Origin of the sequence: Kurthia senegalensis (assembly GCF_000285595.1) — a bacterium.
In the GTDB taxonomy this organism is placed as follows: domain Bacteria; phylum Bacillota; class Bacilli; order Bacillales_A; family Planococcaceae; genus Kurthia; species Kurthia senegalensis.
This window is the reverse complement of record NZ_HE611064.1, coordinates 158995-184427: the sequence shown is the minus strand read 5'-3', so window position 1 is coordinate 184427 and position 25433 is coordinate 158995. Positions and strand designations below refer to the sequence as shown.

31 protein-coding genes are annotated in these 25433 nt (G+C 38.0%); 26 read left to right on the top strand and 5 right to left on the bottom strand.

The genetic code is table 11. The features are described from left to right. Nucleotides 1–41: 41 nt before the first annotated feature. Both metA and KSHG_RS01275 read left to right on the top strand, forming a co-directional pair. Complete coding sequence (gene metA / locus KSHG_RS01280; RefSeq protein ID WP_010300688.1) at nt 42–989, top strand: homoserine O-acetyltransferase MetA; 948 nt, start codon at nt 42–44, stop codon at nt 987–989. 156 nt (nt 990–1145) lie between these two features. Then, nucleotides 1146–1994, top strand: a complete 849-nt coding sequence (locus tag KSHG_RS01275) for a patatin-like phospholipase family protein (protein WP_042231211.1) — start codon at nt 1146–1148, stop codon at nt 1992–1994. Nucleotides 1995–1997: 3 nt separating this feature from the next. Here KSHG_RS01275 and KSHG_RS01270 read toward each other — a convergent pair whose 3' ends face one another. Further along, on the bottom strand, nt 1998–2372 hold the full coding sequence (locus tag KSHG_RS01270; RefSeq protein ID WP_010300684.1) for a hotdog family protein: 375 nt from the start codon (nt 2370–2372) through the stop codon (nt 1998–2000). Between the two features lie 147 nt (nt 2373–2519). Between KSHG_RS01270 and KSHG_RS01265 the strand changes: the two genes are divergently transcribed. Together KSHG_RS01265 and KSHG_RS01260 are read left to right on the top strand one after the other, a co-directional pair. Further along, nucleotides 2520–4472, top strand: a complete 1953-nt coding sequence (locus tag KSHG_RS01265) for a GTP-binding protein (RefSeq protein ID WP_010300682.1) — start codon at nt 2520–2522, stop codon at nt 4470–4472. A gap of 71 nt (nt 4473–4543) precedes the next feature. Beyond that, complete coding sequence (locus tag KSHG_RS01260) at nt 4544–5416, top strand: C39 family peptidase (RefSeq protein ID WP_010300680.1); 873 nt, start codon at nt 4544–4546, stop codon at nt 5414–5416. Between the two features lie 54 nt (nt 5417–5470). Here KSHG_RS01260 and KSHG_RS01255 read toward each other — a convergent pair whose 3' ends face one another. Further along, a complete protein-coding gene (locus tag KSHG_RS01255) occupies nt 5471–5719 on the bottom strand; it encodes a hypothetical protein (RefSeq protein ID WP_010300677.1) in 249 nt (82 codons plus the stop codon). 187 nt (nt 5720–5906) lie between these two features. On the opposite strand from KSHG_RS01255, the gene KSHG_RS01250 reads away from it, so the two are divergent. The 4 genes from KSHG_RS01250 to KSHG_RS01235 are packed head-to-tail and all read left to right on the top strand — an operon-like array spanning nt 5907 to nt 7739. Next, nucleotides 5907–6467, top strand: coding sequence for a chromate transporter (locus KSHG_RS01250; protein ID WP_010300675.1), 561 nt, complete (start codon nt 5907–5909; stop codon nt 6465–6467). Beyond that, nucleotides 6464–6994, top strand: a complete 531-nt coding sequence (locus tag KSHG_RS01245) for a chromate transporter (RefSeq protein WP_010300673.1) — start codon at nt 6464–6466, stop codon at nt 6992–6994. The genes KSHG_RS01250 and KSHG_RS01245 overlap by 4 nt, the downstream gene beginning before the upstream one ends. Before the next feature lie 24 nt (nt 6995–7018). Continuing rightward, nucleotides 7019–7555: a GNAT family N-acetyltransferase gene (locus tag KSHG_RS01240; RefSeq protein WP_010300671.1), complete on the top strand. Its 537-nt coding sequence runs from the start codon at nt 7019–7021 to the stop codon at nt 7553–7555. Between the two features lies 1 nt (nt 7556). Beyond that, complete coding sequence (locus tag KSHG_RS01235; protein WP_010300668.1) at nt 7557–7739, top strand: hypothetical protein; 183 nt, start codon at nt 7557–7559, stop codon at nt 7737–7739. A gap of 51 nt (nt 7740–7790) precedes the next feature. Here KSHG_RS01235 and cdd read toward each other — a convergent pair whose 3' ends face one another. Continuing rightward, nucleotides 7791–8189: a cytidine deaminase gene (cdd, locus tag KSHG_RS01230; RefSeq protein WP_010300666.1), complete on the bottom strand. Its 399-nt coding sequence runs from the start codon at nt 8187–8189 to the stop codon at nt 7791–7793. A gap of 145 nt (nt 8190–8334) precedes the next feature. On the opposite strand from cdd, the gene KSHG_RS19060 reads away from it, so the two are divergent. Genes KSHG_RS19060 through KSHG_RS15830 form a run of 3 tightly spaced genes read left to right on the top strand, consistent with a single transcriptional unit; the run spans nt 8335 to nt 11081 of the window. Then, a complete protein-coding gene (locus tag KSHG_RS19060; RefSeq protein ID WP_315970495.1) occupies nt 8335–8628 on the top strand; it encodes a hypothetical protein in 294 nt (97 codons plus the stop codon). Further along, nucleotides 8625–10466: a type IA DNA topoisomerase gene (locus KSHG_RS15835; RefSeq protein ID WP_328285311.1), complete on the top strand. Its 1842-nt coding sequence runs from the start codon at nt 8625–8627 to the stop codon at nt 10464–10466. The genes KSHG_RS19060 and KSHG_RS15835 overlap by 4 nt, the downstream gene beginning before the upstream one ends. 12 nt (nt 10467–10478) lie before the next feature. Continuing rightward, nucleotides 10479–11081 (top strand): NUDIX hydrolase, encoded by a 603-nt coding sequence (locus tag KSHG_RS15830; protein WP_010300664.1) that lies wholly within the window; start codon nt 10479–10481, stop codon nt 11079–11081. A 15-nt stretch (nt 11082–11096) separates the two neighbouring features. Here the strand turns inward: KSHG_RS15830 and KSHG_RS01215 are convergent, their stop codons facing one another. Beyond that, on the bottom strand, nt 11097–12269 hold the full coding sequence (locus KSHG_RS01215) for an aminotransferase-like domain-containing protein (protein WP_010300662.1): 1173 nt from the start codon (nt 12267–12269) through the stop codon (nt 11097–11099). A 149-nt stretch (nt 12270–12418) separates the two neighbouring features. Further along, on the bottom strand, nt 12419–13108 hold the full coding sequence (gene yeiL, locus KSHG_RS01210; RefSeq protein ID WP_010300659.1) for a transcriptional regulator YeiL: 690 nt from the start codon (nt 13106–13108) through the stop codon (nt 12419–12421). A 284-nt stretch (nt 13109–13392) separates the two neighbouring features. On the opposite strand from yeiL, the gene KSHG_RS15825 reads away from it, so the two are divergent. The 15 genes from KSHG_RS15825 to KSHG_RS15815 all read left to right on the top strand — a co-directional run bounded on the left by KSHG_RS15825 (nt 13393) and on the right by KSHG_RS15815 (nt 25433). After that, nucleotides 13393–14352: an MFS transporter gene (locus KSHG_RS15825; RefSeq protein WP_052309315.1), complete on the top strand. Its 960-nt coding sequence runs from the start codon at nt 13393–13395 to the stop codon at nt 14350–14352. A gap of 91 nt (nt 14353–14443) precedes the next feature. Continuing rightward, nucleotides 14444–15262: a YitT family protein gene (locus KSHG_RS01200; protein ID WP_010300657.1), complete on the top strand. Its 819-nt coding sequence runs from the start codon at nt 14444–14446 to the stop codon at nt 15260–15262. Nucleotides 15263–15378: 116 nt separating this feature from the next. Continuing rightward, nucleotides 15379–16182, top strand: a complete 804-nt coding sequence (locus tag KSHG_RS01195; protein ID WP_010300655.1) for a hypothetical protein — start codon at nt 15379–15381, stop codon at nt 16180–16182. A 103-nt stretch (nt 16183–16285) separates the two neighbouring features. Beyond that, a complete protein-coding gene (locus tag KSHG_RS01190) occupies nt 16286–16555 on the top strand; it encodes a hypothetical protein (RefSeq protein WP_010300653.1) in 270 nt (89 codons plus the stop codon). A 355-nt stretch (nt 16556–16910) separates the two neighbouring features. Beyond that, nucleotides 16911–18008 (top strand): glutamate 5-kinase, encoded by a 1098-nt coding sequence (gene proB / locus KSHG_RS01185; RefSeq protein ID WP_010300649.1) that lies wholly within the window; start codon nt 16911–16913, stop codon nt 18006–18008. A gap of 3 nt (nt 18009–18011) precedes the next feature. Continuing rightward, nucleotides 18012–19262, top strand: coding sequence for a glutamate-5-semialdehyde dehydrogenase (locus tag KSHG_RS01180; protein WP_010300647.1), 1251 nt, complete (start codon nt 18012–18014; stop codon nt 19260–19262). A 32-nt stretch (nt 19263–19294) separates the two neighbouring features. Further along, nucleotides 19295–19735: a CoxG family protein gene (locus KSHG_RS01175; RefSeq protein ID WP_010300644.1), complete on the top strand. Its 441-nt coding sequence runs from the start codon at nt 19295–19297 to the stop codon at nt 19733–19735. Nucleotides 19736–19824: 89 nt separating this feature from the next. Further along, nucleotides 19825–20349 (top strand): tubby C-terminal domain-like protein, encoded by a 525-nt coding sequence (locus tag KSHG_RS01170; RefSeq protein ID WP_010300640.1) that lies wholly within the window; start codon nt 19825–19827, stop codon nt 20347–20349. Nucleotides 20350–20696: 347 nt separating this feature from the next. Further along, on the top strand, nt 20697–21719 hold the full coding sequence (locus KSHG_RS01165) for an LCP family protein (protein WP_010300636.1): 1023 nt from the start codon (nt 20697–20699) through the stop codon (nt 21717–21719). A gap of 406 nt (nt 21720–22125) precedes the next feature. Then, nucleotides 22126–22452 (top strand): hypothetical protein, encoded by a 327-nt coding sequence (locus tag KSHG_RS01160; protein WP_010300632.1) that lies wholly within the window; start codon nt 22126–22128, stop codon nt 22450–22452. A 52-nt stretch (nt 22453–22504) separates the two neighbouring features. Beyond that, the gene (locus tag KSHG_RS15820; RefSeq protein ID WP_010300629.1) at nt 22505–22735 is read left to right on the top strand and encodes a hypothetical protein; all 231 of its coding nucleotides are present in this window, start codon (nt 22505–22507) and stop codon (nt 22733–22735) included. A gap of 31 nt (nt 22736–22766) precedes the next feature. Then, complete coding sequence (locus tag KSHG_RS01150; protein ID WP_010300628.1) at nt 22767–23780, top strand: YdcF family protein; 1014 nt, start codon at nt 22767–22769, stop codon at nt 23778–23780. Nucleotides 23781–23798: 18 nt separating this feature from the next. Continuing rightward, the gene (locus tag KSHG_RS01145) at nt 23799–24629 is read left to right on the top strand and encodes a Cof-type HAD-IIB family hydrolase (protein WP_010300625.1); all 831 of its coding nucleotides are present in this window, start codon (nt 23799–23801) and stop codon (nt 24627–24629) included. After that, entirely contained in the window at nt 24626–24790 is a 165-nt protein-coding gene (locus KSHG_RS18195) for an ATP-binding protein (RefSeq protein ID WP_010300622.1), read from the top strand. Before KSHG_RS01145 ends, KSHG_RS18195 begins: the two co-directional genes overlap by 4 nt. Nucleotides 24791–24794: 4 nt before the next feature. Then, nucleotides 24795–25433, top strand: coding sequence for a hypothetical protein (locus KSHG_RS15815; RefSeq protein WP_010300619.1), 639 nt, complete (start codon nt 24795–24797; stop codon nt 25431–25433).

Sequence of the window (25433 nt, the reverse complement as noted above, 5' to 3'; positions counted from 1 at the left end):
AGTTTAAGAGGCTTTTATATATTTTAGGGGGGGTTCGTAGTATGCCAATTAATATTCCACAATATTTGCCAGCGACAGAACATTTGAAAAAAGAAAAGATCTTTGTGATGGAAGAAGAGCGTTCTAAAAGTCAAAATATTCGTCCATTAAATATTTTGATTTTTAATTTAATGCCGGAAAAAGAAAAAACGGAGCTTCAACTACTTCGACTGTTAGGGAACACGCCACTTCAAGTAAACGTGACATTTTTGAATACCGCGACGCACGAATCTAAAAATGTTTCGAAATCTCACTTAGAAACATTTTATACGACATTTCAAGAAATTAAAGACGATCGTTTTGATGGAATGATTATAACAGGTGCGCCAATCGAATTATTTGATTTCCAAGAAGTAGATTTTTGGGCAGAACATCAACAAATTCTAGACTGGGCACAAACGAATGTGACGTCGACACTTCATATTTGTTGGGGTGCACAAGCAGCTCTATTTCATTTGTACGGTATTGGCAAATTAGCATTACCGGAAAAATGCTCAGGCGTCTTTCAACATAAAGTTGTCGATAGTACGGTCGAATTAATACGCGGATTTAATGACGTTTTTCCAGCGCCCCATTCTCGTAATACGACGGTATCCATCGAAGAAGTACAAAATCACCCACAATTAGAGCTACTCGCTTCGTCTGAGGAAGCGGGTGTCTTTTTAGTGTTATCGAAAGATGAACGCCATATTATGGTGACAGGGCATTTAGAATATGATGCAGACACGTTAGGAGAAGAATATGCGCGTGATGTTGCGAAAGGGTTAAATCCGAAAGTGCCTAAATATTATTTCCCGAACGATAATCCTTCGGAAAAACCTTATAATACGTGGCGTTCTCATACACATTTATTGTTTTCAAATTGGTTGAATTATTATGTTTACCAAGAGACACCATACGATTGGGTAGAAAGTGGACGGAATCATTCATTAACGTCTTCCTGTTTATAAACCACATATGTCTACCTATAAATGGATCGTATCTCGTGTAGAGTGCGGTCTATTTTTATCGTCCAAAATATGAAATGATATTCGTGTTCGGCACAAAGCAGTGATAAAATAAAAGACGTAGAAGGTAGAATTTATATAAGAAGGAAGTGCGTGAAGGTGGAAAAGACTAGTTTGATTTTAGAAGGTGGCACATTTCGAACGATTTATACGAGTGGTATTTTAGATGCGATGTTAAAAGAAGACATTATGATGCCATATATACTCGGCATTTCAGCTGGTGCGATTAACTTATGTTCGTATATTTCCAAGCAACCTGAAAGAACGATGCGTGTGTTTACGCAATACCGTCATGACAAACGATATATCGGCATTCAAAACTATTTTACAGAACGTTCATTGTTCGGCTTAGATTTTGGTTGGAACGTTATTCCGAATGAGTTAGATTTATTCGATTGGGATATGTTCCAAAACTATGAAGGACAAGCTTTTGCGGGTGTGACAAATGCGCAAACCGGTGAAGTAGAATTTATGGACGTTCGACAAATGGACCGCGAATGTCAATTATTGAAGGCAACGTGTGCGATTCCTGTACTATTTCCTGAAATTAAAATAAACGGTGTTCCGTACTATGATGGGGGATTAGCAGATCCGATTCCTGTGCAGCATGCGATTAATGCTGGATACGACCGCCATGTGATTGTATTGACGAGACCAAAAGGCTATGTGAAGCATATGGACTCTCAAACGAAAGCAGCGATGCAAACGTTACGCCGTAAGTTTCCAAAATTAGTCGACGTTATGCTGAAACGTGTAGATCGCTATAATGAAACTGTACAACAATGCGAACGATTAGAAGCCGAAGGGAAAGCATTTATTTTCAGACCTCCGTATAGTATGGAAGGAATGGAGAAAGATGTGTTTAAAATGCGCGCAAACTATCGTGCTGGCTTGCATGAAGCGACGCTCCGTATGGAAGATTTGAAAGTATTTCTCGGATTAAAATAATAATCAAGAAATATTTTTCGGGATATCCCCCGTTCCGTGACCGGTTGCAACGAGTTCACCGAATTCATTATGAAATGCGAGAGACATTTCAATAGATGTCTCATTTTCAAACGATTGGACGTCATCAATTGTCATCGTGCATTGAATCGTTTCGCCCGTATAAACGGGTTGCATAAATGTATGTTCTAAACTTTTCGAAAAAAAGTTTAGTTCGCCACCCATTTTTGTGGCGATACTTGCGATTAAAAGGCTGTGTACACGTACGTGACCTTCTTGGTTGGGAATCGTGTGTAGAGACCCGAAATCTTGTGTAATATTGCTAAAAGCGAGTACGTCACCGCGACTAAATGTACGCTTCCAAGTAAATGTGTCACCCATTTTCAAATTGCTCACTCCTTCTCTTTTTTTGTAGTGTAAAAATGAATAAGAAATATTACAAGTCTTTTGATTGGCATGATATTGAAGTAGGTAGAACGGGTATAAGTAATAAGTTGAACCCATTTAAAAAGAAAGGAGGGCGATTCATTGTATAAAACGTTTGGAATATTTGCCCATGTTGATACAGGGAAAACGACTTTTTCAGAACAAATTTTGTATTACGGGCAAGCGATTAAAGAAAGAGGACGCGTCGATCATCAAGATGCCCATTTAGACAACGATGCGATTGAGCGTCAAAGGGGCATTACGATTTATGCCGAACAAGCAACATTCGAACATAATGAACATCAATACACGCTCATTGATACGCCTGGACATGTCGATTTTTCTCCAGAAATGGAGCGTTCGATTCAAGCACTTGATTATGCGGTGTTGCTCATCGATGCCGTAGATGGGATAGAAGGACATACAGAAACGGTTTGGCATTTATTGCGAGCGCGTCATGTACCTACGTTTATTTTTATTAATAAAATGGACCGAGAAGGTGCGGATTTAGAAAGAGCAGTCCGAGCGATTCAAAAGACGTTCCAAACAACAGCAGTCGTATTGACGAATGAATGGGACGGTACACAGATGTCTGAAAAACTCATCGAACAGCTTGCTAATGAAGATGAGGGATTAATGACACGTTATTTTGACGAAGGCTACGATGCTTCGATTTGGTTCGACGCGCTAGCTAAAATGATCGATGAAGAAACAGTAACGCCCGTGCATTTTGGCTCGGCACTTCAAGATGAGGGAATCGACATTTTTTTACGTGATTTTGATCGTTTGACACGAACAAACTATACGGATGATAGAGCTTTTTCAGCAACCGTATACAAAGTTCGTCATAATGAGCAAGGTCAACGAATCGCTTTTTTAAAAATACATAGTGGCATGTTGAAAGCTCGAACAGCTTTTGTGTTAGATGGTCTAGAAATGAAAGTAGGACAGCTCTTTATTCAAAGTGGAGGCAAGCTCAGTCAAATTCAAGAAGCACATGCAGGACAAAGTGTTGCGGTACTCGGACTGAAAAATGCAAAAGTCGGGATGGTGCTAGGTGAGGCGTCGGAAGAACAAGTTTATCAACTAGTTCCGGCATTACAGTCAAAAGTTCTTTTTGATGAGTCACTGATTGTAAAAGATCAAATGCCGATTTTTAGAATGTTAGAAGCAGAAGATCCGTCTCTACAAGTCATATGGGACGAAGCACTTCAAGAAATTCATTTGCATATTATGGGCACTATTCAACTAGAAGTGTTGCAAGTCGTCTTAAAAGAACGATTCGATCGGGATGTGCAGTTTGAACAACCGACGATTATTTATAAAGAATCGATTCAGACGAGCGGGAAAGGTTACGGTCATTTTGAACCGTTAAAGCATTATGCAGAAGTACATCTGCTACTAGAACCGCTTCCACGTAATCGAGGTATTGAGTTTCGGAATGCGTGTCATGCGAATGATTTAACGACGGGACAACAACATATTATTGAAAAACAGTTGACCGAGCATAATATGCGAGGTATTTTGACAGGAAGTACCGTGACGGACATACGCTATACGCTCGTAACAGGAAAAAATCATGTAAAACATACAGAAGGCGGCGATTTCCAAGAAGCGACGAAGCGAGCTGTTCGACAAGCGCTTGAACAATTGGACGTCATTTTATTAGAGCCTGTTTATACATTCGAAATGAAGTCGAAGCTTACGGATCTAGGAAAGATGATGACCGATTTACAACTAGCACACGCAACGGTGTTACCACCGCAAATTGATGGTGATTTTGTAACGCTACAAGGAACCGTGCCAGTCGCTACATTTATGACGTATCCGACGCAGTTTGCAGCGTACACAGGCGGAAAAGGACGCTTAAGTATGGTCTTTTCTGGATATGAACGATGTCATAATACAGTAGAAGTAGTCGATCACATTCGGTATGATCGCAATGCAGATGCGGCATTCACGTCCAATTCCATTTTTTGTTCGCACGGAAAAGGGTATGTCGTTCGTTGGGACGAAGCAAAAGAAGCGATGCATGCAAATGTGGAATTACCATAGGCTGTAGCGTGACAAGTTGAATTGGAAATTTGTATAATAAAGTAAAGCTTAAATGTGAGAGGAAGAGAACGATGAAAAAAGCATTAAAAGTAGGTTTAGCACTAGGAGCTGTAGCAGGTGCAACAGCAATCGTCGTTAACCAAGCAAAAAAAGTAGAAAAACGCGAACCGTTTGTAACATTTACAGATGATACGAAATTATTTACGTTAATGGATACGAAAGCAACCGTTACAACGATTTTACCAATCGCAACGGTCGTGACAGTCGTTCAGAAAAAACATCTCGGTGAAAACTATTGGTTCGAAGTAGAAACACCTTACGGAAATGGTTATATTTTAGATGAAAGCGTCTTACCGCAAGTAGAATCAGCGAAGCATGTGGAATTAAACGTAACAGCAATCAACCAATACGAACCGTTCCATGCACCATTCGGTTGCGAAGGAACAGCATTATTAATGGGCTTACAGTACAAAGGATATACAGAAGATTCATTGGAACAACTGTTAGAAAAAATGCCTCAAGCAGATCGTAATCCGAATGAAGGTTTTGTTGGAACACCATTTGAAGAAGCGAAAGGTTTCTACCAAACAATTTACCCAGCACCATTAGCTGCATTTGCGAAAGAGCATTATGCACAAACGGTCGAAGCATTAGTAGATGCAAGCGTACAAGATTTACAACGTGAACTGATTTTAGGTAATCCGGTTATTGCGTATGTAACAAAAGACTTTGAAGCACCTGTAATGGGTGAATGGGATTTTGGAACACCTGGCGTAGAAGAAGCGGTGGATAATCTTCACATCGTATTATTAGTCGGTTATGATTCAACGATTGGTGAATATAAAGTGGCGGACCCATCGTCTGATGCAGGTACGTATTGGATTAATGGATACGCTTTTGAAAAAGCTTACAATGCGATGAAGCACGCAGTTGTTATTCGTTAGTTTTGTTCATTAAAAAAGCATGCGATGAATGAAAATGCATTCATCGCATGCTTTTTATTGTTGTGTCGTTTTCAATACGTGAAGTACCGCTTCCGTCATTTTTTGATCGGTCGCTCGTTCACCAAATTGTTGCTCCGTTTTTAGTTGCTCATACATTCCAGTGTGGGATTCGAGTGCTTGTTGCAAAATGTGATTCGTTTGAGCGCGTTGATCAGCTAGTAAGTGAGAGATTCGTATTAGCTCTTCTGTAACGGTTTCTTGAGTCGGTGGTGCGTGCATCGGTCTTTTTAATTTTTTAGACATAAAGTCCTCCGTAAAAAGTAATATTAAACGTATTATATAGGAAAAAATCATTTATTTATAGTGCGAGGAATAGAAAGTAAATAGATTGTCACAATTGATGTTTCCGACGTGTAGGCTCCTTTGAATGGATGCGTAATAATAGGCGATGAATATGGTACACTAAATGAAATTGTGAAGGAGGTAGTCGATGGACCAGAAAAAGCAATGGCAACTCTTTTTAAGTATTTTTAAAGCAGGTTTTTTTGCTTTCGGAGGAGGACCTGCCATTATTCCATTTTTACAAAAAGAAGTAGTAGAACGTAAAAAATTAGTAACGGAAGAAGAATTCACAACGGGACTTTCTCTTGCGAACACGCTTCCGGGTCCGATAGCAACGAAGATGGGCGGGTATATTGGTTATCGTGTTGGGGGCGTTTTTGGACTTATTAGCGCAACGGTTGCGACGGTATTACCGAGTGCTTTTTTAATGATTTTCTTATTAACGACGTTAAATAAATATACGAAATTTGATTTTGTTCAAGGTATGACAAAAGGGGTATTGCCTGTTGTGACCGTCATGATGTTCGTTATGATGCTCGATTTTTTTAAAAAATCAAAGAAAAAATTGTCTGTTTCAACGTTAGTCATTTTATTAAGCGCGAGTGGGATAGCACTTTTCCTTTTCCACGTACATCCAGGCATTATTATTAGTGTTCTGTTGTTACTTGCGCTACTACTACCTGTGAAAAAGGGGGATAATGTTCAATGATTTATTGGCAACTATTTCTCGTATTCGCGTATAGTAATTTAATTGGCTTCGGAGGAGGACCAGCGATTATTCCGATTATTCACCATGATGTCGTAGAAAAGTACGAATGGATGAGTGACCAACACTTTTCGGAAAGTTTAGCTCTGGGCAACGCACTCCCAGGTCCCATTGCAACGAAAATGGCAGCATACGTCGGTTATGAACAAGCAGGAATAATCGGTGCAACCGTGGCAGTTATTGGTGCTATTGGTCCGACGATGCTCATGATGTTTTTACTCGTAAGCATAATTATGAAATATAAACATCATACGAGGGTTCAGCGATTAACGGCATTCGTATTACCAGCAGTTACGATTTTAATGCTCCAATTAACGTGGCAATTTTTTTCTTCTTCTTACGAAGGAATCGGTCTTTTTTGGACAATCGGTTTCTGTATGGCCAGTTATGTTATGATGGAAATATGGAAAGTGCAACCGATGATTGTCATTGTTCTCGCTTTGTTAGCGGGTGGTTTTTTATTTGCATAAACGTTGAAAGATGGGGTGTTTTAAATGGAATGGACGATTAATGAACATTTAAAAATGATTCAATTGAATGAAACACATGCAGAGGCATTATTTGAAGCGGTTCATATGAATAGAGCGTATTTAAGACAGTGGCTTCCTTGGGTAGACGGGACGAAAACCGTCGATGATTCTGAACAATTCATCGCGTTTACGAAAAAACAATTTGATGTGTTTGGCGTATTAAACTTCGCCATTTTTTACGATAATCAATTTGCGGGGACAGTCGGTACGCATATGATTCAAGAACAAAATAAAGCGACGTCAATCGGCTACTGGCTAAGTGAATCGTTTCAAGGGAAAGGTATTATGACGACATGTACACATGCGCTACTTACATATTTATTTGAAAAGCGTCATTTGCATCGTATCGAAATTCGCGCAGCAGTCGAAAATCATGCGAGTCGCCACATTCCTGAGCGTTTAGGGTTTAAAGAAGAGGGCATCGCACGTGATTCAGAATGGTTGTATGATCATTTTGTCGATCACGCTGTGTATAGCTTATTAGAAGGAGAATTGAAATAACGTGAAAATACCATGGCAATTTATCGTTTTCTTTGCATTAGCATGGCTTGTGCTAATGCTCGTGTTAAGTTATGTCATTGTCGGTAAAGTCGTTTTTGGACCGACGATTGTAGGGCTCGTATTATTTATTGGACTTTGGTATGGCCTATTGAAAGTATATACGAAGAAGAAAAATAAAAAATAAATGCAAAAAACACGTTTAAAGGCAAAGCCTCTAGACGTGTTTTTTTGTGTATTACATATCAAGTTCTGTAAAAGCGAAAGGAAGCAATTGTTTTAAAGCAAGTTCTTTAATGTCACCCGCTTTATTCGTTAAGTATACAGGCATAGAAGGTTCGAAAAATTCAGCCATTACTTGGCGGCAAATGCTACACGGTGGTAAAAAGTCATCCGTATCACCTGCGACGGCAATCGCTTCAAAATCCCCTTTTTTATAGCCATTTGTAATGGCAGTGAAAATTGCTGTACGCTCTGCACAGTTCGTTGCCCCAAACGATACGTTTTCTACATTGACCCCTTTAATTACCGTCCCGTCTTTTAATAATAATGCTGCCGCGACAGGGAATTGTGAATAAGGGCTATATGTATTCGTAAGCACACTTCTTGCTTCTGTCATTAATTGTTCTTTGTTCATCGTTGTTGCTCCTCTCCTTTGTGAGTATAAATAAACATACTAAACAATTCCGTCTTTTGTAAAGTTATTTCCAATGATAAAATAAAAAGAGTATAAATAGATCGGAATATAGAAAGAATTAAGCATAGAATCGAGGGGCAAAGAAATGAATACGGTTATTTTGGCAGAAAAGCCTTCTCAAGCGAAAGCATATGCAGAGGCGTTTCCTATTTTGAAAAAAACGAAACATTTTATAAAACTCGCACCGAACGAGATTTTTAAAGAAGGGGCAACGATTACGTGGGGTGTCGGACATCTCGTAGAATTAAAAGCGCCAGCAGAATACGATACGGCTTGGAAAAGATGGAAATTAGACGTTCTTCCGATGATTCCACAGCAATTTGAATATAAAGTCGCAAAAGGAAAATGGGAGCAGTTTCAAGAAGTAAAAAACTATTGAAAGCAGCCGATTGTTTAATTAATGCGTGTGATGTCGATCGAGAAGGTTCGAATATTTTTTATTCGATTTTAAGACAAGCAAAAATTAAAAATAAACCGATTCAACGGTTGTGGATTAACTCGCTCGAAGTGGATGAAATTCGAAAAGGGTTTCAAAAATTGCAAAATAACGACAAAGATTTACGGATGTTCAAAGAAGCAGAAACACGTCAAATTAGTGATTGGCTCGTAGGAATGAATGCGAGTCGCTTGTATACACTGCTTTTGAAACAAGTGGGGCTGAATGAAGTGATTTCCGTTGGGCGCGTGCAATCACCAACCGTTTATATGATTTATGAAAGAATGCGCGAAATCGAACAGTTTGAACCGAAACCTTTTTTTGAAATCGAAGGTACCTTTGAAGCGACAAAAGGGTCATATAAAGGAAAAGCAAAAGTAAAAGAAGCGAAACGGGTAGAAGTAGAAAAAATTCTAGAACGTGCACAAATACGAGAGAATGAAGCGATTGATGGACATATTCAAAAAGTGACGAAAAAAATGAAACGTCAATTGCCACCGAAGCTGCATTCCTTGTCAACACTTCAACAAAAGGCGAACCGCTTATGGAAATATAGTCCGAAGTTAGTACTTGAAACAGTTCAAAAATTGTATGAGAAAAAACTCGTCAGTTATCCGAGATCGGATTGTCAATTTATTACGCAAGCAGAATTTGACTATTTAAAACAAGGATTACCGAAGTTTCAACAATTAATGAAAGTAGCATTTGAACCGAAGAGCTTAGCGCCATCTAAGCGATACGTCGATTCTTCTAAAGTCGAGGAACACTATGCCATCATTCCAACAAAGACGGTTCCAACGCTCGCGAAAGTATCGAAGTTATCGGATGTTGAAAAACGAATCTACGTGGAAGTGATGCGTACGACGTTAGCGATGTTTCATAATGATTATGAATATGAAGAGACGACGATTGAGACGAATGTGCGTGATGTCCTATTTTATACGGTTGGGAAAGTCGAAAAAGTACGTGGATTTAAATCACTTTGGCCAACGAAAAAAGAAGAAACGGATGAAACGCTACCTGCTGTTGTGAAAGATGAGGCTGTACAAGCACTTATTCATATTCATGAAGGCGAAACGAAACCACCGAAACCTTATACAGAAGGCCAATTAATTCAAATGATGAAAACGTGTGGGAAGCTCGTAGAAGATGAAGTGGAAAGTGATATTTTAAAAGAAGTAGAAGGAATCGGAACAGAAGCAACGCGAGCAGGGATTATCGAAACGATTAAGCGACATGATTATATAGAAGTACGAAAAAATATCGTTTCGTTAACTGAAAAAGGACGTATTTTATGCCAAGTAATCGAAGGGTCGCTTTTAGCGAGCCCGGTGATGACTGCTAAATGGGAAAGCTATTTAAGGAAAATTGGCGAAGGAAATGGCACGCAAGAAGCGTTTGTCAGAAATATTGAGAAGTTTTTAACCCACCTCATCACGATTACCCCACAAATGGTTCAAGCGATTGATTTAACAGCGGCGAAAGCAGCCGCTGTGCCTGTTGCGTCAAAAGAGCCAATCGTCACATGCCCGCAATGCCAAGAAGGCAGTTTAATCGAGCATAAGTCCTTTTATGGCTGTACGAATTATCAAAAGGGCTGTAAATTTACGATATCAAAAGTGATTGCGCAAAAGAGAATTTCACCGAATCAAGTGAAAGATATTGCGACAAAAGGCGAAACCGCACTATTAAAAGGGTTTAAGTCGAAAAAAGGGAATCCATTTAATGCGAAGTTACGCATTGAAAATGGCAAAGTAACATTTGAATTTGCTGAAAACTAGGAGCGATGTGCATTGGAAAGATTAAAACAGTTTGATGAAAATGGGCATGTAATTGGGGAAATGACACGGGCGGTGGCACACGAGAAAGGCTATTGGCACGAAACATTTCATTGTTGGCTCACATCGATTGTTGACGGCGAAGCGGTCGTTTTATTGCAACTGCGTAGTTCAGAGAAAAAAGACTATGCATCCCTGTATGATATTACCGCAGCGGGTCATTTAATGGCACATGAAACGATATTAGACGGCTTACGAGAAGTTGAGGAAGAGCTCGGCTTATTTTTGCGAATCGAAGCATATGAATCGATGGGTACTTTTCCGAATGTTATTTTAAGTGACACGATACAAGATAGAGAGTGGGCAAGATGTTTTACTGCAGCTGTTCCACGAGAGACAGCCTTTACGTTACAAATAGAAGAAGTTGAAAAAATCGTGTACTGTCGGATTTCAGATTTTTATCAATTGATTGAAGGAATCTGTCCATCAATTACGATTTGGAATTGGCTAGATGACCATGAAGCATATTTGACGATGCGACAAATGGTGCCACATCCACGTACGTACTTTCAAGCGATTGCAACGCATTGGCAGGCACAAAAAAGACAAGGTGAGTAATTCACCTTGTCTTTTTTATTTATTGAAAATAGATGCTAAGCGTTTAACGCCTTCTTCAATTACTTCAGGTGTAGAAGAAGTGTAATTCAAACGAAGTGTTGGCACGTTTTGTTTGCCTGTATAGAAAGGATCACCAGGAACGAAAGCGACGTCTGCTTTCATTGCTTCTGAAAATAAATCAAGTGCAGATGTGCCTGCGGGTAACGTCATCCAAACGAACATACCGCCTTCGGGTTTTGTCCACGTAATTGTTGGAGGCATATATTTCTCAAGTGCTTGTAGCATGGCTGTTGATTGCTCTTTATAAAGTGCAATAATTTTTGCCACATGTTCGCCGTATTCGTTATGTGTTAAATAATCGTATAGCACGTATTGTGAGAAAATATTCGTGTGTAAGTCGGCAGCTTGTTTCGCTGTTTCGACGTGGTTCATTAGTTCTTTATTTTTAGAAATAATAAAGCCCATTCGCATACCCGGTGCGACCGTTTTTGAGAAAGAGCCTAAAATAACACTGTTCGGAAGACGTTTGCCACCAATGTAAGAAAGAGATGTACCTTCAAATCGAAGTTCACCGTACGGGTCGTCTTCGATTAACACGATGTCTGGATAATTTTTAAGTACGTCATAAACCGCGTCGCGTTTTTCTTGCGTGTACGTTAAGCCTGTTGGATTTTGAAAATTAGGCACTGTATAAATAAATTTCGCATTCGGTTTTTCACACGCTTGTTTAAGTTCTTGAATGTTTAAACCGTCTTGTTCAAGTGTAACAGGGTAGAACGTAGGTTGTGCTAGCATGAACGCTTGAATAGCACCTAAATAGCCCGGTTCTTCAATGATGATGCCATCGCCCTCATTCACGAGTACTTGCCCTAACAATGTGAGCGCTTGTTGTGAGCCTGTCGTAATAATAATATCGTCAGCCGTAATGTCTAAATCGTACTGACGATTATATTTATCCGCAATATATTGACGAAGAGGTGCATATCCGCTTGTCGTAGAATATTGGAATAATTTTGTACCGTTTTCATCGATGGCCCGGTTGACAGATTCACGTAATTTTTCGACTGGGAAAGAAATTGGGTTTGGTAGTCCACCAGCGAATGAAATAACGTTTGGTGAATCTGTCACTTTTAAAATGTTTCGGATGAACGAAGAAGGTGTATTTAAAATACGTTGTGAAAATTCCATAGGGCATACTTCCTTTGCGAATATATTTTAATTTTCTAAATTGTAGCACTAATTTATACATAAATACAACACGTCATAGACTTCTATTTTCAGACAATTCAATATTTAAGGATATTGATGCATCATTTAGCGAATTATGCGGTGAACGATTATGTTAATCGGTGTGGATCAGATGAGAAAATAGTCGTAGCGAGTTGTTTCAAGCGCGTGTGATTTAAAATAATATAGTCGTTTTTTCGCTTTGATAAAATACCTTCCTCACAAAATTGCGCGAACATATACAGCAGGTGACGATACGAAACACCGAGAAAAGCGGCGACTTCTGTATGTTTTTCTTTATAGACGGAATCGTTCTCAGAAATCAATATAAACTCTGCGAGGCGATTTTCTAAAGGAAACGAAATACTTTGAGAAAATTTAGAAGAATCGCGTGTGATTTTTTGACCGAGATAGCGACAAAGGTTTTGCAAAAAAGTTAAATCGTTTAACAATAAAGAACGCACGCGTGATGTTTGGAGAGAAAAGCAAAGAAGCGGGTGGGAAGCTTGAACACCTTTTGAATAATAATGTTGTTCTAACAATTCCATATCACCGACAAATGCACCGGGTCCAATGAAGTGTAATAATGAAATTTTGCCGTTTTGTTGAGTCATATACACTTTTGCTTTTCCTTCTAATACAAAATAAATACGATCAGTAAATTTACCTTCTTGAAATAACCATTCATTCTTTTCGAATTGAAGTAATTCCAAATATGGAATACAGCTTTTTGGAATGAAAAGTTGTTCGCTATGTTTTGCTAAATACGTTTGTAAAAGAGTAGGCGATAATTTTTGCATGTTCATCCTCCAAAATGTGAGATTTCTCATAGTATACGTTATTTTTTCATGATACGATTTTAAAAAAAGGAGCTGAGGTGCGTGATGAGTCAAAAATGGATGTCCAAGCGCTTTTTTTTATTTTTCATGGGCTGGGGTATTTTTCTACCGTATTGGACAGGATACTTAGTAGATGGCAAAGGACTCTCGATTGAAGAGGCAAGCGTTATGATGAGCTTTGGTCTTTTAATGAGAGGATTTTCAACAGTTACGTTGTATCCATATATGAAAAAAATAAAAGTGATGTGCACGTTTTACAGTGGACGAGTGCGATTTCTTTTTTATTAGCGATTAGTTATTTATTTGCAGAAGGCTACGTCCTTTTATTTATTATAACGAGCTTATTTAATTTCTTTTTCCCGATGTTAATGCCTGCATTAGATGCAACGGCCAGTTCATTAACAAAACATGAAGGACTTCGTTATGCAAAGGCACGTTCATATGGATCTATCGGTTTCATATGTAGTGTGCTCATCGTAAGCATGCTATCGGGTGAATTTGGAGATGACGTCTTTTTATTCGCAATGATTGCTGTGTTAGGCGTGCTCACGATGATGATGTGGACGACAGCACCCGAAATAGCGACTGAAAAACCAACAGCAGCTGCTGGTGAGAAAGCTTCGCTCCACTCCGTCTTTCGTGTTCCAAAATTCGGTACCGTACTAGTGCTGGCTATTTTATTACAAGGAGCACATGCAGCTTACTACAATTATGGCTATTTATATTTACAACAACTAGACGTGCCGAAATTTTATATCGGTTTTATTATTAACGTATCTGTTATTTTGGAAATCGTTTTATTCACTTTTGCAGATCAATTGTTTAAAAAATGGACACCGGGGAATATGTTTGCACTTGCTGCTGCCGGTTCGACTATTCGCTGGGTGCTTATTTATTTGTTTCCGAATGTGGAAATGTTCGTCGTGAGCCAATTGTTCCATAGTTTATCTTTTGCACTTGCACATTATGCTTTCATGCAATTTATTACGAAAAATGTCCCGACGGTATCTTTAGCAAACGCACAAGGTTTATACGCAACGTTTGCACAAAGTTTTGCAACAGCTATTTTAACGTTTTATGCAACGTACTTATACGGATTCTCGATGCGGACAGCTTTTTTAGGGATGATTATTTGTACGATTCCAGCATTATTAATCGGTCTTTACATCGGTAGAAAACAGTTGTCCACTGCGCAAAAACAGTAATTTTCAGAAAATACTTTTAACATTTATTTACTATCATTTTGCTCTATAATAACGGTTGAAATTGTAATTGGACGTTAAAGGGGATTAAGAGATGCATCACATACGAAACTTAACGCTCGTTGTCATCGGTTCATTGATTATTGCAGCTGCTTATAATTTTTTATTAATTCCACATAGTATTTTAAGTAGTGGATTAAGCGGGATTGCGATGATGTTTGGTATCGTGACACCGATTGATACAGGGGTTTTAAATTTTATTTTAAACTTGCCATTACTCGTTATTGGTATTTGGAAATTAGGTAAAAAATTTATTACGTATACAATCGTATCCGTAGCGGTATTATCTGCTAGTTTAACGATTTTGCCCGTAATAAAATTTACGCACGAACCGATTTTAGCGGCGTTGTTTGGTGGCGTTATTGCTGGGATTGGGATTGGCATTGTTTTTAAAGCATCGGGCTCAACGGGTGGTTTTGATATTATTGCGATGCTTCTTAGTAAAAAAAGCAGTTTCCCACTCGGCTCGATTATTTCAGCATTAAATGCAGTAGTTGTCGTGGCATCAGGTTTTGTTTTCGGATGGGATGCAGCTTTCAATACGCTCGTTAGCATTTATGCGACTGGGAAAGTCATTGATTTAATTCATACGAATCATATTAAATTAACGGTGACAATCATTACGGCAAAAGGGGACGAAACGAAAGATGCGTTACTCGCTCGCCTATATCGTGGGATTACCGTTATGGAAGGTAAAGGCGGTTATACGGGAGAGCATCGCGACATTTTGATGACGGTTATTACACGTTATCAGTTGAATGAAGTGAAACAAATTGCGAAGCAAGTCGACCCACATGCTTTTATTAACATTACACAATCTGTAGAAGTATTCGGTAATTTTGACCGAGGATAACTTCTTTTACGAGCAACTCGATAATTCGAGTTGCTTTTTTTTATAAAGTCATAAATTCAAAATCAACTGTTCTTTTTGGTATAATAAAGCAAAGAAATTGAATGAGGAGTTTTAGTATGAACGAAATAAATAAATTTATGATTGCGAGTTTAGAGCACGAGTGGAACGATAAATTGAATGCACGCTCAAAAGAGGAGCAACAGCGTGTTCAAGTATTGTTAAATGAATTAACAGACGTACTAAACGGGGGATTGAATGCACGTCTGACAAACGAACAACTTGGCGATTATTATGCGACGCAAGGCGATGTACAGCAGGCGACGATTCATTATTTAAAAGCATTTGAGCAAAAGCAAAATGGTGAAATTTATGAGAAGTTAGCAGCGGTATATGCGAAGGCGAATGCGATGGAAGATGCACGTTATTACGAAGTTTTAGCAGCAAAAGTACGCGCTTACAGTGGATTTTCAGCGCTACAACAATATGCCATGCAAGATGCGGCGATTCAACAACAAGCAGAGCAAATGCTTCGCTACCCACAAAGTTATGAAAACTGGTTAGCGTCTGTTTTAGCGATTAATCAAGAAGAGTTAGCCGTTTTTGAAGTGGCACAACCGATCGTAGAAAAAAGTGTACCAATCATTGAAGAAAAAAGAAGAGTACATCATGCCGAAATAGAACGTGAAGTAAGCAAACCGTCTGTACAACGACCAATCGAGCAGCCGACTGTACCGAGCGTTATGCCATCTGCACCGACAGTAAATTCGGCTACTGCTACGCAACAAACTTCACCGTATGTGGATCCACAAACATTTATCGCAGCACAAAATGCGTCAATTGCACACGATGAGAGCGATGAATTTACCGATTTTGAAGATATGTATTTTGGAGAAATTTATGAAGAAGATGAGAAAGGCTAAAAGATACAGGAAAGTAGAAATCGTATTTTAGCCGAAAGTAACAGATGAAAAATGAAAGGTTGCAGGAAAAAAAGAAGTAAACGTACTAATGGAGGTGTGCATTATGATTATATGGCCATTCTTTATTGGAATGATTGCTGGTTTTATCGCTTTGCACGTCACAATATTGTTTCAAAAAAAACACTACTCCATATTGAAACAACGATTACCTGCAATCATTTTAATTGTACTTGGTGTTGTATTAATGATGGTAGGCTTTAATAATTACACGTTTACTGGGAAATCTGCTGCTTATTTCGGCTTAGCCGCACTTTTTTTCGGAGTAATAGCGATTTCCTTACTTCGGAAACAAAACCGTCTTTTTTTACCGTAAGAAAAATGAAGGAATTTTCATATTATTGAATAAATATTCGATTGAATTTGTGTGAGAGCCTTGACATATGAACTTTTTTTTCGCATCATATATATAAATATAAACATAAGCGTAAGATTGACTAGTAAATAAAGTATGTACGGATAGAGAACGTTCTCCATCGGCTGAAAGAGAACGACGTGGCAATTTATTGAACCTACTTTCTAGCTCCTATGCAAACATAGGCGCAGACTCAAGCGTTATGAGAAGAGCGGAACGTATAGTAAAATACGTTCAACTAAGGTGGTACCGCGAATGAACCCTTTTCGTCCTTAAATTATTGGATGAAAAGGGTTATTTTAATGGAGTGAGCAATATGGAACAAAAAAGAATCGTCGTGAAAATTGGCAGTAGTAGCTTAACGAATGAACAAGGAGAAATCGATGACGAGAAAGTAAAAGACCATTTGAGTGCGATTGCGATGCTTCAAAAAAGTGGTCATGAAGTTATTTTAGTTTCTTCGGGAGCAGTTGCTTGTGGATTCAAAAAGCTAGGTTATCCGTCGCGTCCTGTGACGTTGAAAGGGAAACAAGCAGCAGCTGCTGTCGGACAAAGTTTACTCGTGCAAAAATATACAGAAATATTTGCGGAACATCGTATTACGACCGCACAAATTTTATTAACGAGAACCGATTTTTCGAAAAAAGATCGCTACCAAAATGCATACGAAACGTTTGAAGAATTACTAGAACGTGGGATTTTACCTATTATTAATGAAAATGATACCGTATCTGTTCAAGAGCTGACATTTGGTGATAATGACATGTTGTCCGCACTAGTGAGCGGGCTCGTCCATGCAGATCAACTGATTATATTAACGGATATTAATGGTTTGTATTCAGATAATCCGAAACGGAATCCAAATGCTGTACACTTTGACCATTTAACGGAAATTACGGATGAAATGTTAGGTTTTGCAACGGCGGAAGGTTCAAAAGTTGGAACCGGTGGGATGCAATCTAAATTGTTAGCAGCCAAAACGGCTTTCGATCTTGGTGTACCGGTCTTTATCGGACGAGGAGAAGGTGAACGTAAACTGTTAGCGGTTTTAAGCGGTAGCGGAGACGGCACGTATATTGAAAAAGAACATGCGATGGTCGTACCGAGTAAAAAACAATGGATTTCGCTTTTTTCAGCAGTAGCGGGGCGTATTTACATCGATGAAGGGGCAAGTGAAGCGTTATTGCATAAAGGAAAAAGTTTATTGCCAGCAGGTGTATATATCGTACAAGGTGAGTTTTCAACAGGCGATGTTGTGGAAGTATATAAAGAGCGTCAATGTATCGGTCGCGGAGAAGTATTGTATGATTCAACTACATTAAAAAAAGTAATGGGCAAACGTTCTGATGAAATTGATCGAAATATGGTCGTTGTCATTCATCGTGATCGTTTTGTTTCAACAGGGAGGATGTAAACTATGTCAGAAGTACACGAAAAAGGGGCACTCGCAAAACAAGCAAGTTATATGATGAATGAAAAAACATCAGAGGAAAAAAATAATGCACTGAGACTTATTGCAGAACAATTGAAACGAGATACGGTCGAAATTATTGATGCAAATAATGAAGATATGACATTAGGGGCACAAGTTGGATTGAGTCAGTCCGTATTAGATCGTATTTTATTAACGGCTGAACGTATCGAAGCGATGCACGATAGCATTTTACAATTGATTGAATTAGAAGATCCTGTTGGAGAAGTGTTGGAGACGATCGATAAAGAAAATGGTCTTCATATTGAAAAGCGACGCGTACCACTTGGCGTCATTGCGATGATTTATGAAGCAAGACCGAACGTCACAGTTGATGCAGCAACGTTGGCACTCAAAACGGGAAATGCGGTTATATTAAGAGGATCCTCTTCAGCAAAACATTCTAATATAGCGATTGTTAATTCGATTCATCGTGCATTAGAACAGTCTACTTTACCCATTGATGCCATTCAATTAATTGAAGATACGAGCCGTGAAACAGCGAGTGATTTGTTCCACTTAACAGAATATTTAGACGTTTTAATTCCTAGAGGTGGCAAAAAGTTCATCGAGATGGTTATTCGTGAAGCAAGTGTGCCCGTACTTGAAACTGGCGCTGGAAACTGTCATATTTATATTGACGAAGATGCTGAGTTATCAATGGTTGAGCGTATTGTTGAAAATGCAAAATTACAAAGACCTTCCGTTTGTAACGCAGCGGAGAGCTTACTTATTCATAAAGATTGGTTCACGCATTATGGACATACATTGATGGAATTTTTATTAGCTAAAAATATTACGATTCACGGAGATGAACTGGTTTCTGCAGTAGCACCCGATCGTATTTTAAAAGCGACAGAAGAAGACTGGGGCACAGAATATTTAGAAGCAGAACTATCTGTCAAAATAGTGGCAACCCTAGACGAAGCAATTCGTCATATTAATACGTATGGGACGAAACATTCTGAAGCGATTATTACACCGCATAAAGAACGTGCAACGCGCTTCCAACGTATGGTAGACGCTGCAGCAGTTTATCACAATGCTTCAACGCGTTTTACAGACGGTTTTGAATTTGGTTATGGAGCAGAAATCGGCATAAGCACACAAAAACTACATGCTCGTGGCCCAATGGGGTTACCTGCACTTACTTCAACGAAAGTTTGGATTGAAGGAACAGGACAAATTCGCTCATAAAATATTTAATTAGAAGAAAGTAGTGACGGACAATGGCAACAACAACGTACAAAACGAATATTACAGCTCCAAATGAAAAAGTATGGCAATTCGTATCTAATATCGAAAATTGGGCTTCTCTCGTACCAGGATATCGTAAACATACGATGCTAAATGATAAACAATCGACTTGGACGTTTTCTGGAACAGTTGCAGGAATGACGAAAACGGTCGAAGTGCAAATTGATATTACCGATTGGGAAGAACCTTCAAAAATTGGTTTTGTTTTGCAAGGTCTTAGCGATAAATTTACAGGTGCTGGTTATTTTGAAGCAACACCTGTTTCAGCAACTACAACAAATATGACGATGAATTTAGAATTGAAAGCGGGCGGCATTGCAGGCGTTGCATTGAATCCGATTTTCAAAATTGCTTTACCATTAGCAGCTGAAAAATTAGCTGGACGTGTCGTAACAAAAATTCAAAATGCATAATGAGTAATGAATGCACCTATTGCTGACGCTTTTTTGGAACATATGAAGCTTTGGTGATAGGTGTTTTTATATGTAAAGGAGGATTAGCGATGAGAACGTATACATACAAACATCCGAATACGATTACGAAAACACCGAAATGTATCGTATTAAATGACCAAGATCAAGCGGTAGGCTATTGCCAAAGAACGTTTAAAAATAGTGTGACAAAATGGATGAATGCAGCGATGGATCATAAATATTTTGTTCTACACGTTGCAGAAATAGATGGAGAACCGATTGCGAAATGCAAAAAAATTTCTCGAAAAGGTCGCATTTATTACCGTGCAGACTTAGAAGGATATACTCCTTTTGAAATTGGTTACGTAGGATGGCGAGATTTAATTCCAGATTTAAGAATTACGAATGGCACAATCGTCATGAATCTTCATAAAGAAATGGACGATTGGTCTGTTTTTGAATATGAAGATGTGGAATACGCAAGATGGCTTGCGCATTTTAACGAACAAAATGATGAATTTGAATTACAATTAGAAATTTTTGAAGCAGCACCGATTCAATATGCTGCCTTTTATATTGCAATCGCTCAAACGATTTTATACATCGGTTCTTAATGAATCGATTTCAAAAATACTTAAGTCATTTGCTCTATACAAATGAATCAAATGTTGTATATAAGTGAAAAACGTTTTATAATCGTAAAACAGGTTAAAAATTAACTACTTCGACGTTTTATGTACCGTGTATGGACGACTATTCGAAAAGATGAGGAAGTCAAATATTATAATAAATGGAGATTTATTCCGTTTTATAATGAAAAAAATGGTATAATCAAAAAATAACGATCGAACGACACGTACTTTCGTATGTGTCGTTTTATTATGAAACTTTCACAATATAGGGACGTCTAATAGCTAGAATACAATCGAATTAACTACTTATATATAAGGGAGCATGGAATATGAAAAAGAGGAAGAAAAAGAAAAAGTTTAAAGGCGTCATATTGACGCTTAGTTGCTTGCTCGTAATGGGTTTATCTGTTATTGGGGGATATGCTTATTATTTGTATGAAAAAAGTGAACAAACCGTTGCCAAGTCATATGATTCATCACGCGATGTGAAATCTTCTATGCGTGAAGAAAAAGTGGAGCCATTAACAGATGATTTATCTATTCTAATTGTCGGAATTGATGATAGCGAAGAACGTGGGCAAGGCTCAAGTCATGCAAGATCGGATGCTTTAATGCTTGCTACGCTAAACAATGAAGACAAAACGATTAAGCTATTAAGCATTCCTCGAGATTCTTATACGTATATTCCAAGTGTGCAATATGCGACGAAAATAAATCATGCACATGCTTTCGGTGGGATTGATAGTACGATTGATACTGTACAAAATTTATTAAATGTACCGGTTGATTATTACGTAGAAGTGAATTTTAATGCGTTTATTGATGTCGTAAATGCGCTAGATGGTATCGAAGTAGATGTACCGTATGATATGAAAGAATTAGATGAAAATGATAAGCGAACAGTAAACCTTAAAAAAGGTGTTCAGACAGTTGATGGACGAGAAGCACTTGCTGTTGCGAGAACACGTCACCAAGATAGCGATATTGAACGTGGGAAACGTCAACAAATGATTTTAGAATCCATTGTAAGCAAAGCGACAGAAGCAACGTCGATGACAAAATATAGCAGCCTTATTACCGCAATCGGTGATAATATGACGACTAATATGTCATTTGACACGATGAAATCATTGTTTGCTTATGTTCAAAATGGTAAGCCGTCTATTACGAATTTATCATTAGATGGCTATGACGATATGACGACTGGAACATATTACTATAAATTGAAACAAGATAGTGTATTATCTGTACGTCAAGAACTGCAAAAACAATTAAGTTTACCTGTAGATACAGAAGTTAACTATGAAAATTCTTATTTATTAGATCATACGACGACAATCAATAAACAATAATAGAAAATAAAGAGACTGGACAAACTATCAGTTAAATAAAAGAGCTGCTATGATGTTAATATTCTAGCAGCTCTTTTTGTCTTATTTTTTACAGAAACTACATCTTCGACTTCGAACAAAGACAGTATCGATATAGAAACTGACCCACGAAAGTGAGACAGTGAAAAAGAAACTTCTTTTAAGTGGAATTTGACGGGCGCTTCCTTTTTTGTATGCAAAAAATGTACGTATCCACTCTGGAACGTATTTTATGGAACAATTGTGTTATTTTCATTCCTCTGTATAGCAATCCGGAAGGGAGTTTGCTATTCTTAAAACTTGGAGGGGATATATGTGAAAGTTTTGAAAGAAAGTATCGCATTGTTACTAATTTTTTATCGTCTTATTACGAGATCAATTTCATGATTTGGCTATTTGGCAAAGCATACCATCAACGCCTTTTTACATAGTAATTGTGATTGCTTTAATTGTTTGTTTTTATCCAGAAAAGAAAATTTCGTTAATTCAAAATTTTTGGATGCAGTTACGCGTCATCGTATTCATCTTAGCATTGATTGTTTTAATGCCGATGTTCGGTGGACAATCTGCAGTAGGATTAAAACCGACGGAACCGATTTTTATCATTGTATTAATTGTGAGTGTGTTCCAACTTCGAATGCAATATAAACGTGCGAAACAACAAGTGGCACGAGAAAAAGAAATAGAAGAACAATTAAAGAAAACAAAAAAATAACTTGTTGAAGCCGCGATCTTCGCGGTTTTATTGTTCTAAAGGAGTGAAATAGATGTTTGAATTTTCGATACTAGATTATGTGAAAAATGGACAGACCGTATTTGTTACATTCCAAGTACGTGATGTAGCACAAGCGACAACGCATAAAGGGATGGTTCGTATCGTAGGAAATATTCCATACGGGGACATTATTCATCCGAAGAAAACGACGTTAAGTGAAGCGTGTAGACAGTTCGTCTACGAATCGTTAGAAAAGAAAATAAAAACACATACATTTGAATAGTTAGGGAATACAATGATTGGGAGGGATCAATTTGATTTGGATTATCATTTCATTTTTTGTAGCACTGACGATATTCGTATATGTTATCGAACCGAGACGTTTTATAAATGTGTACATTCTCGGTTTGACAATGGCAATGATTTTGACAGTTGCCTTAGTGTATATATTGCCTGATGTTACGAAAGAATCACCACGAGTCGCACAATTTTATTATTTATTGTTTTTTGCTATTATTCCAATTACGTTATTAATATTAAGCAGTTTAACATTTTTTAGTAGTAAAATATTATTGGAAAAAGAAGGTCGCCGATTAAAAAATTTATTATTTAGCGCATTCGGTGTAGCGATGATCGGAATGGTCGTCTGGTATTATATTTCTCGATTCGTAGGAAACGCTTCCGCGGCGCAAGAAATCCTATTCCTTTATTTTGCTTGTATGTTGTTATATGTGTTGTATTTATTTACGAGTACGACCGTATACGCCATTTTGTATCATTTTAGAAAAGTAACGTACAAGCCAGCATACATTGTAGTGCTTGGTTCAGGGTTGATTGGTAAAAAAGTGCCGCCACTTCTTGCGAGTAGAATTAATAAAGCAGTGGATATTTGGCGGAAAAATCCTGAGGCTGTGCTTATTTTTTCAGGAGGACAAGGTTCAGACGAACTCGTTTCTGAAGGATTTGCAATGAAAGCGTACGCTATGGAGCATCATAAAGATTTAGTAGAAAGTCGCTTGTTCATTGAAGATCAATCGGTTAATACGTATCAAAATTTCTTGTTTTCAAAAAAGATTATTGATCAACAGTGCCCAGATAAAAAAGGATTGTTCGTGTCGAATAATTTTCACGTATTCCGGGCAAGCTTATACGCAAGAAAAGTGAAGTTGCGAGCACAAGGTGTTGGCTCACCGACAGCTAGTTATTATTTGCCGAATGCTTTTACGAGAGAGTTTATCGCTTTGATGGTCATGTCTAAAAAATTACAAATAACGCTCTTTTTATTATGGACCGTTATTTGTGGGGTATTGTTCCGCGCATATTTGTAGTGAAAAGGATGGTGTAACATGCAACAAATTCAATTAGTAGCACTCGATATGGATGGGACGACATTATTGCCCGATTTAACGATTGCTGAAGAAACGAAACAAACAATTGAACGTGTTTTATTAAAAAATGTAGCGGTTTGTATTTGTACAGGTCGAACATTGAGTGAATTAGAAAGTGAACGCAAACAATTAAAGTATATTCCGTATTTGATTACAGGAAATGGCGCTGCTTGTTGGGACAATCAAACAGGTGAAAAGTTGTTTGAAAATACAATTCCATATGAAAATGCGATGGACGTTATGTCCATTTTAAAAAAATATGATATGCGTATTGAAGTGTACGTAGATGGTGAAATTTTCATACAAGAAAGCGTATATCAACAACTAGAAAAGTACGGTGCAGGACCGTTCGTTGATTATATTTTATCGACGCGTCATACGGTTGAAAATATCCATACGTTTATGGAACTATTACAAAAACCAATCGATAAGTTTAACTTGTTTTTTACATCGGCAGAAGATCGCCAAGAAGCATGGGATGCTTGTGTAGCGAAAGGATATGCGGTGACGAGTTCATTCCTTCAAAATATGGAAGTGAATGCGAAAACGGCGAATAAAGGTGTTGGGTTGAAACAATTATCGAAACGGTTGAAATTACAACAGCACCAAGTGTTAGCGATTGGGGATCAATTAAACGATATTTCGATGTTAACGTTTGCGGGTGTCCCAATTGCGATGGGAAATGCCGTAACAGAAGTGAAAGATTTAGCCGTTTTTGTTACGAAATCTAATGCAGAGAACGGTGTAGCACATGCGTTGAAACGATATATTTTAGGTGAGGAACGATGATTGTTTATGCATTAAATGGACCGAGTGGAACAGGGAAAAGTACAGCTGCGTTAGGCTATGCATATGAGCATCAAATTGAAGGTATTATTGATGATGGTCTTTATATTTATAAAGGGAAAAACAAGCAGGTACGTCCGCAAAGTTTGAAAAAATACGATTAAAGCGGTGAAACGTGCTATTTTTACAGAAGAGGCACATGCGGTAGAAGTGCAACGCGCTATTGCTGAAACGAAACCGAAAAAGTTACTCATTATTGGTACGTCTGAAAAAATGCTTAAAAAAATTGCTGAAAAATTACAGGTGGAAATTACAGAAATCATTTCAATTGATAGCATTCGTACACAAACCGAAATTCGCTTAGCACGTTTTATGCGTCATGTTGCAGGACAACATACGATGCCTGTACCGATGCAACAAATCGAACAAAACTTTTTTAGCCGCCTCATTCGAAAAGGGATGGAAATTTTTACGTTAAAAAGCGAAAAAATTGGCGAAACGACGATTGTACAACCGGATTTTCATCAAGCACAAACGACGATCGACATTCAACAAATGCCGAACGAATTTCGAGAAATTATTGAAAGAAATCCGTACGTAACTATCCGAGATTTACAGTTTAATTTATTACCGCTGCCTTCATTACGTGTTTATGTAGCTATTTGTATTCCACTTCATCATCAATTAGGGCCTTTGTTAACTGAAACACAAAAGGAAGTTGTAGCACTTATGAATGAGCGATTTGATTTACAGTTTGATAATTTTACACTCCATCTTATTGAAGTGGTACGAGGAGAAGAAGCATAG

Coding starts and splice junctions, on each gene's coding strand:
- KSHG_RS01255 (WP_010300677.1), bottom strand. CDS start 5,719: ATGTCTAAAAAATTAAAAAGACCGATGCACGCACCACCGACTCAAGAA.
- KSHG_RS01215 (WP_010300662.1), bottom strand. CDS start 12,269: ATGGAATTTTCACAACGTATTTTAAATACACCTTCTTCGTTCATCCGA.
- KSHG_RS01270 (WP_010300684.1), bottom strand. CDS start 2,372: ATGGGTGACACATTTACTTGGAAGCGTACATTTAGTCGCGGTGACGTA.
- KSHG_RS01245 (WP_010300673.1), top strand. CDS start 6,464: ATGATTTATTGGCAACTATTTCTCGTATTCGCGTATAGTAATTTAATT.
- KSHG_RS01165 (WP_010300636.1), top strand. CDS start 20,697: ATGAAAAAGAGGAAGAAAAAGAAAAAGTTTAAAGGCGTCATATTGACG.
- KSHG_RS15820 (WP_010300629.1), top strand. CDS start 22,505: ATGTTTGAATTTTCGATACTAGATTATGTGAAAAATGGACAGACCGTA.
- cdd (WP_010300666.1), bottom strand. CDS start 8,189: ATGAACAAAGAACAATTAATGACAGAAGCAAGAAGTGTGCTTACGAAT.
- KSHG_RS01240 (WP_010300671.1), top strand. CDS start 7,019: ATGGAATGGACGATTAATGAACATTTAAAAATGATTCAATTGAATGAA.
- KSHG_RS01195 (WP_010300655.1), top strand. CDS start 15,379: ATGAACGAAATAAATAAATTTATGATTGCGAGTTTAGAGCACGAGTGG.
- KSHG_RS01200 (WP_010300657.1), top strand. CDS start 14,444: ATGCATCACATACGAAACTTAACGCTCGTTGTCATCGGTTCATTGATT.
- yeiL (WP_010300659.1), bottom strand. CDS start 13,108: ATGCAAAAATTATCGCCTACTCTTTTACAAACGTATTTAGCAAAACAT.
- proB (WP_010300649.1), top strand. CDS start 16,911: ATGGAACAAAAAAGAATCGTCGTGAAAATTGGCAGTAGTAGCTTAACG.
- KSHG_RS18195 (WP_010300622.1), top strand. CDS start 24,626: ATGATTGTTTATGCATTAAATGGACCGAGTGGAACAGGGAAAAGTACA.
- KSHG_RS01170 (WP_010300640.1), top strand. CDS start 19,825: ATGAGAACGTATACATACAAACATCCGAATACGATTACGAAAACACCG.
- KSHG_RS01175 (WP_010300644.1), top strand. CDS start 19,295: ATGGCAACAACAACGTACAAAACGAATATTACAGCTCCAAATGAAAAA.
- metA (WP_010300688.1), top strand. CDS start 42: ATGCCAATTAATATTCCACAATATTTGCCAGCGACAGAACATTTGAAA.
- KSHG_RS19060 (WP_315970495.1), top strand. CDS start 8,335: ATGAATACGGTTATTTTGGCAGAAAAGCCTTCTCAAGCGAAAGCATAT.
- KSHG_RS01190 (WP_010300653.1), top strand. CDS start 16,286: ATGATTATATGGCCATTCTTTATTGGAATGATTGCTGGTTTTATCGCT.
- KSHG_RS01260 (WP_010300680.1), top strand. CDS start 4,544: ATGAAAAAAGCATTAAAAGTAGGTTTAGCACTAGGAGCTGTAGCAGGT.
- KSHG_RS01180 (WP_010300647.1), top strand. CDS start 18,012: ATGTCAGAAGTACACGAAAAAGGGGCACTCGCAAAACAAGCAAGTTAT.
- KSHG_RS01250 (WP_010300675.1), top strand. CDS start 5,907: ATGGACCAGAAAAAGCAATGGCAACTCTTTTTAAGTATTTTTAAAGCA.
- KSHG_RS01145 (WP_010300625.1), top strand. CDS start 23,799: ATGCAACAAATTCAATTAGTAGCACTCGATATGGATGGGACGACATTA.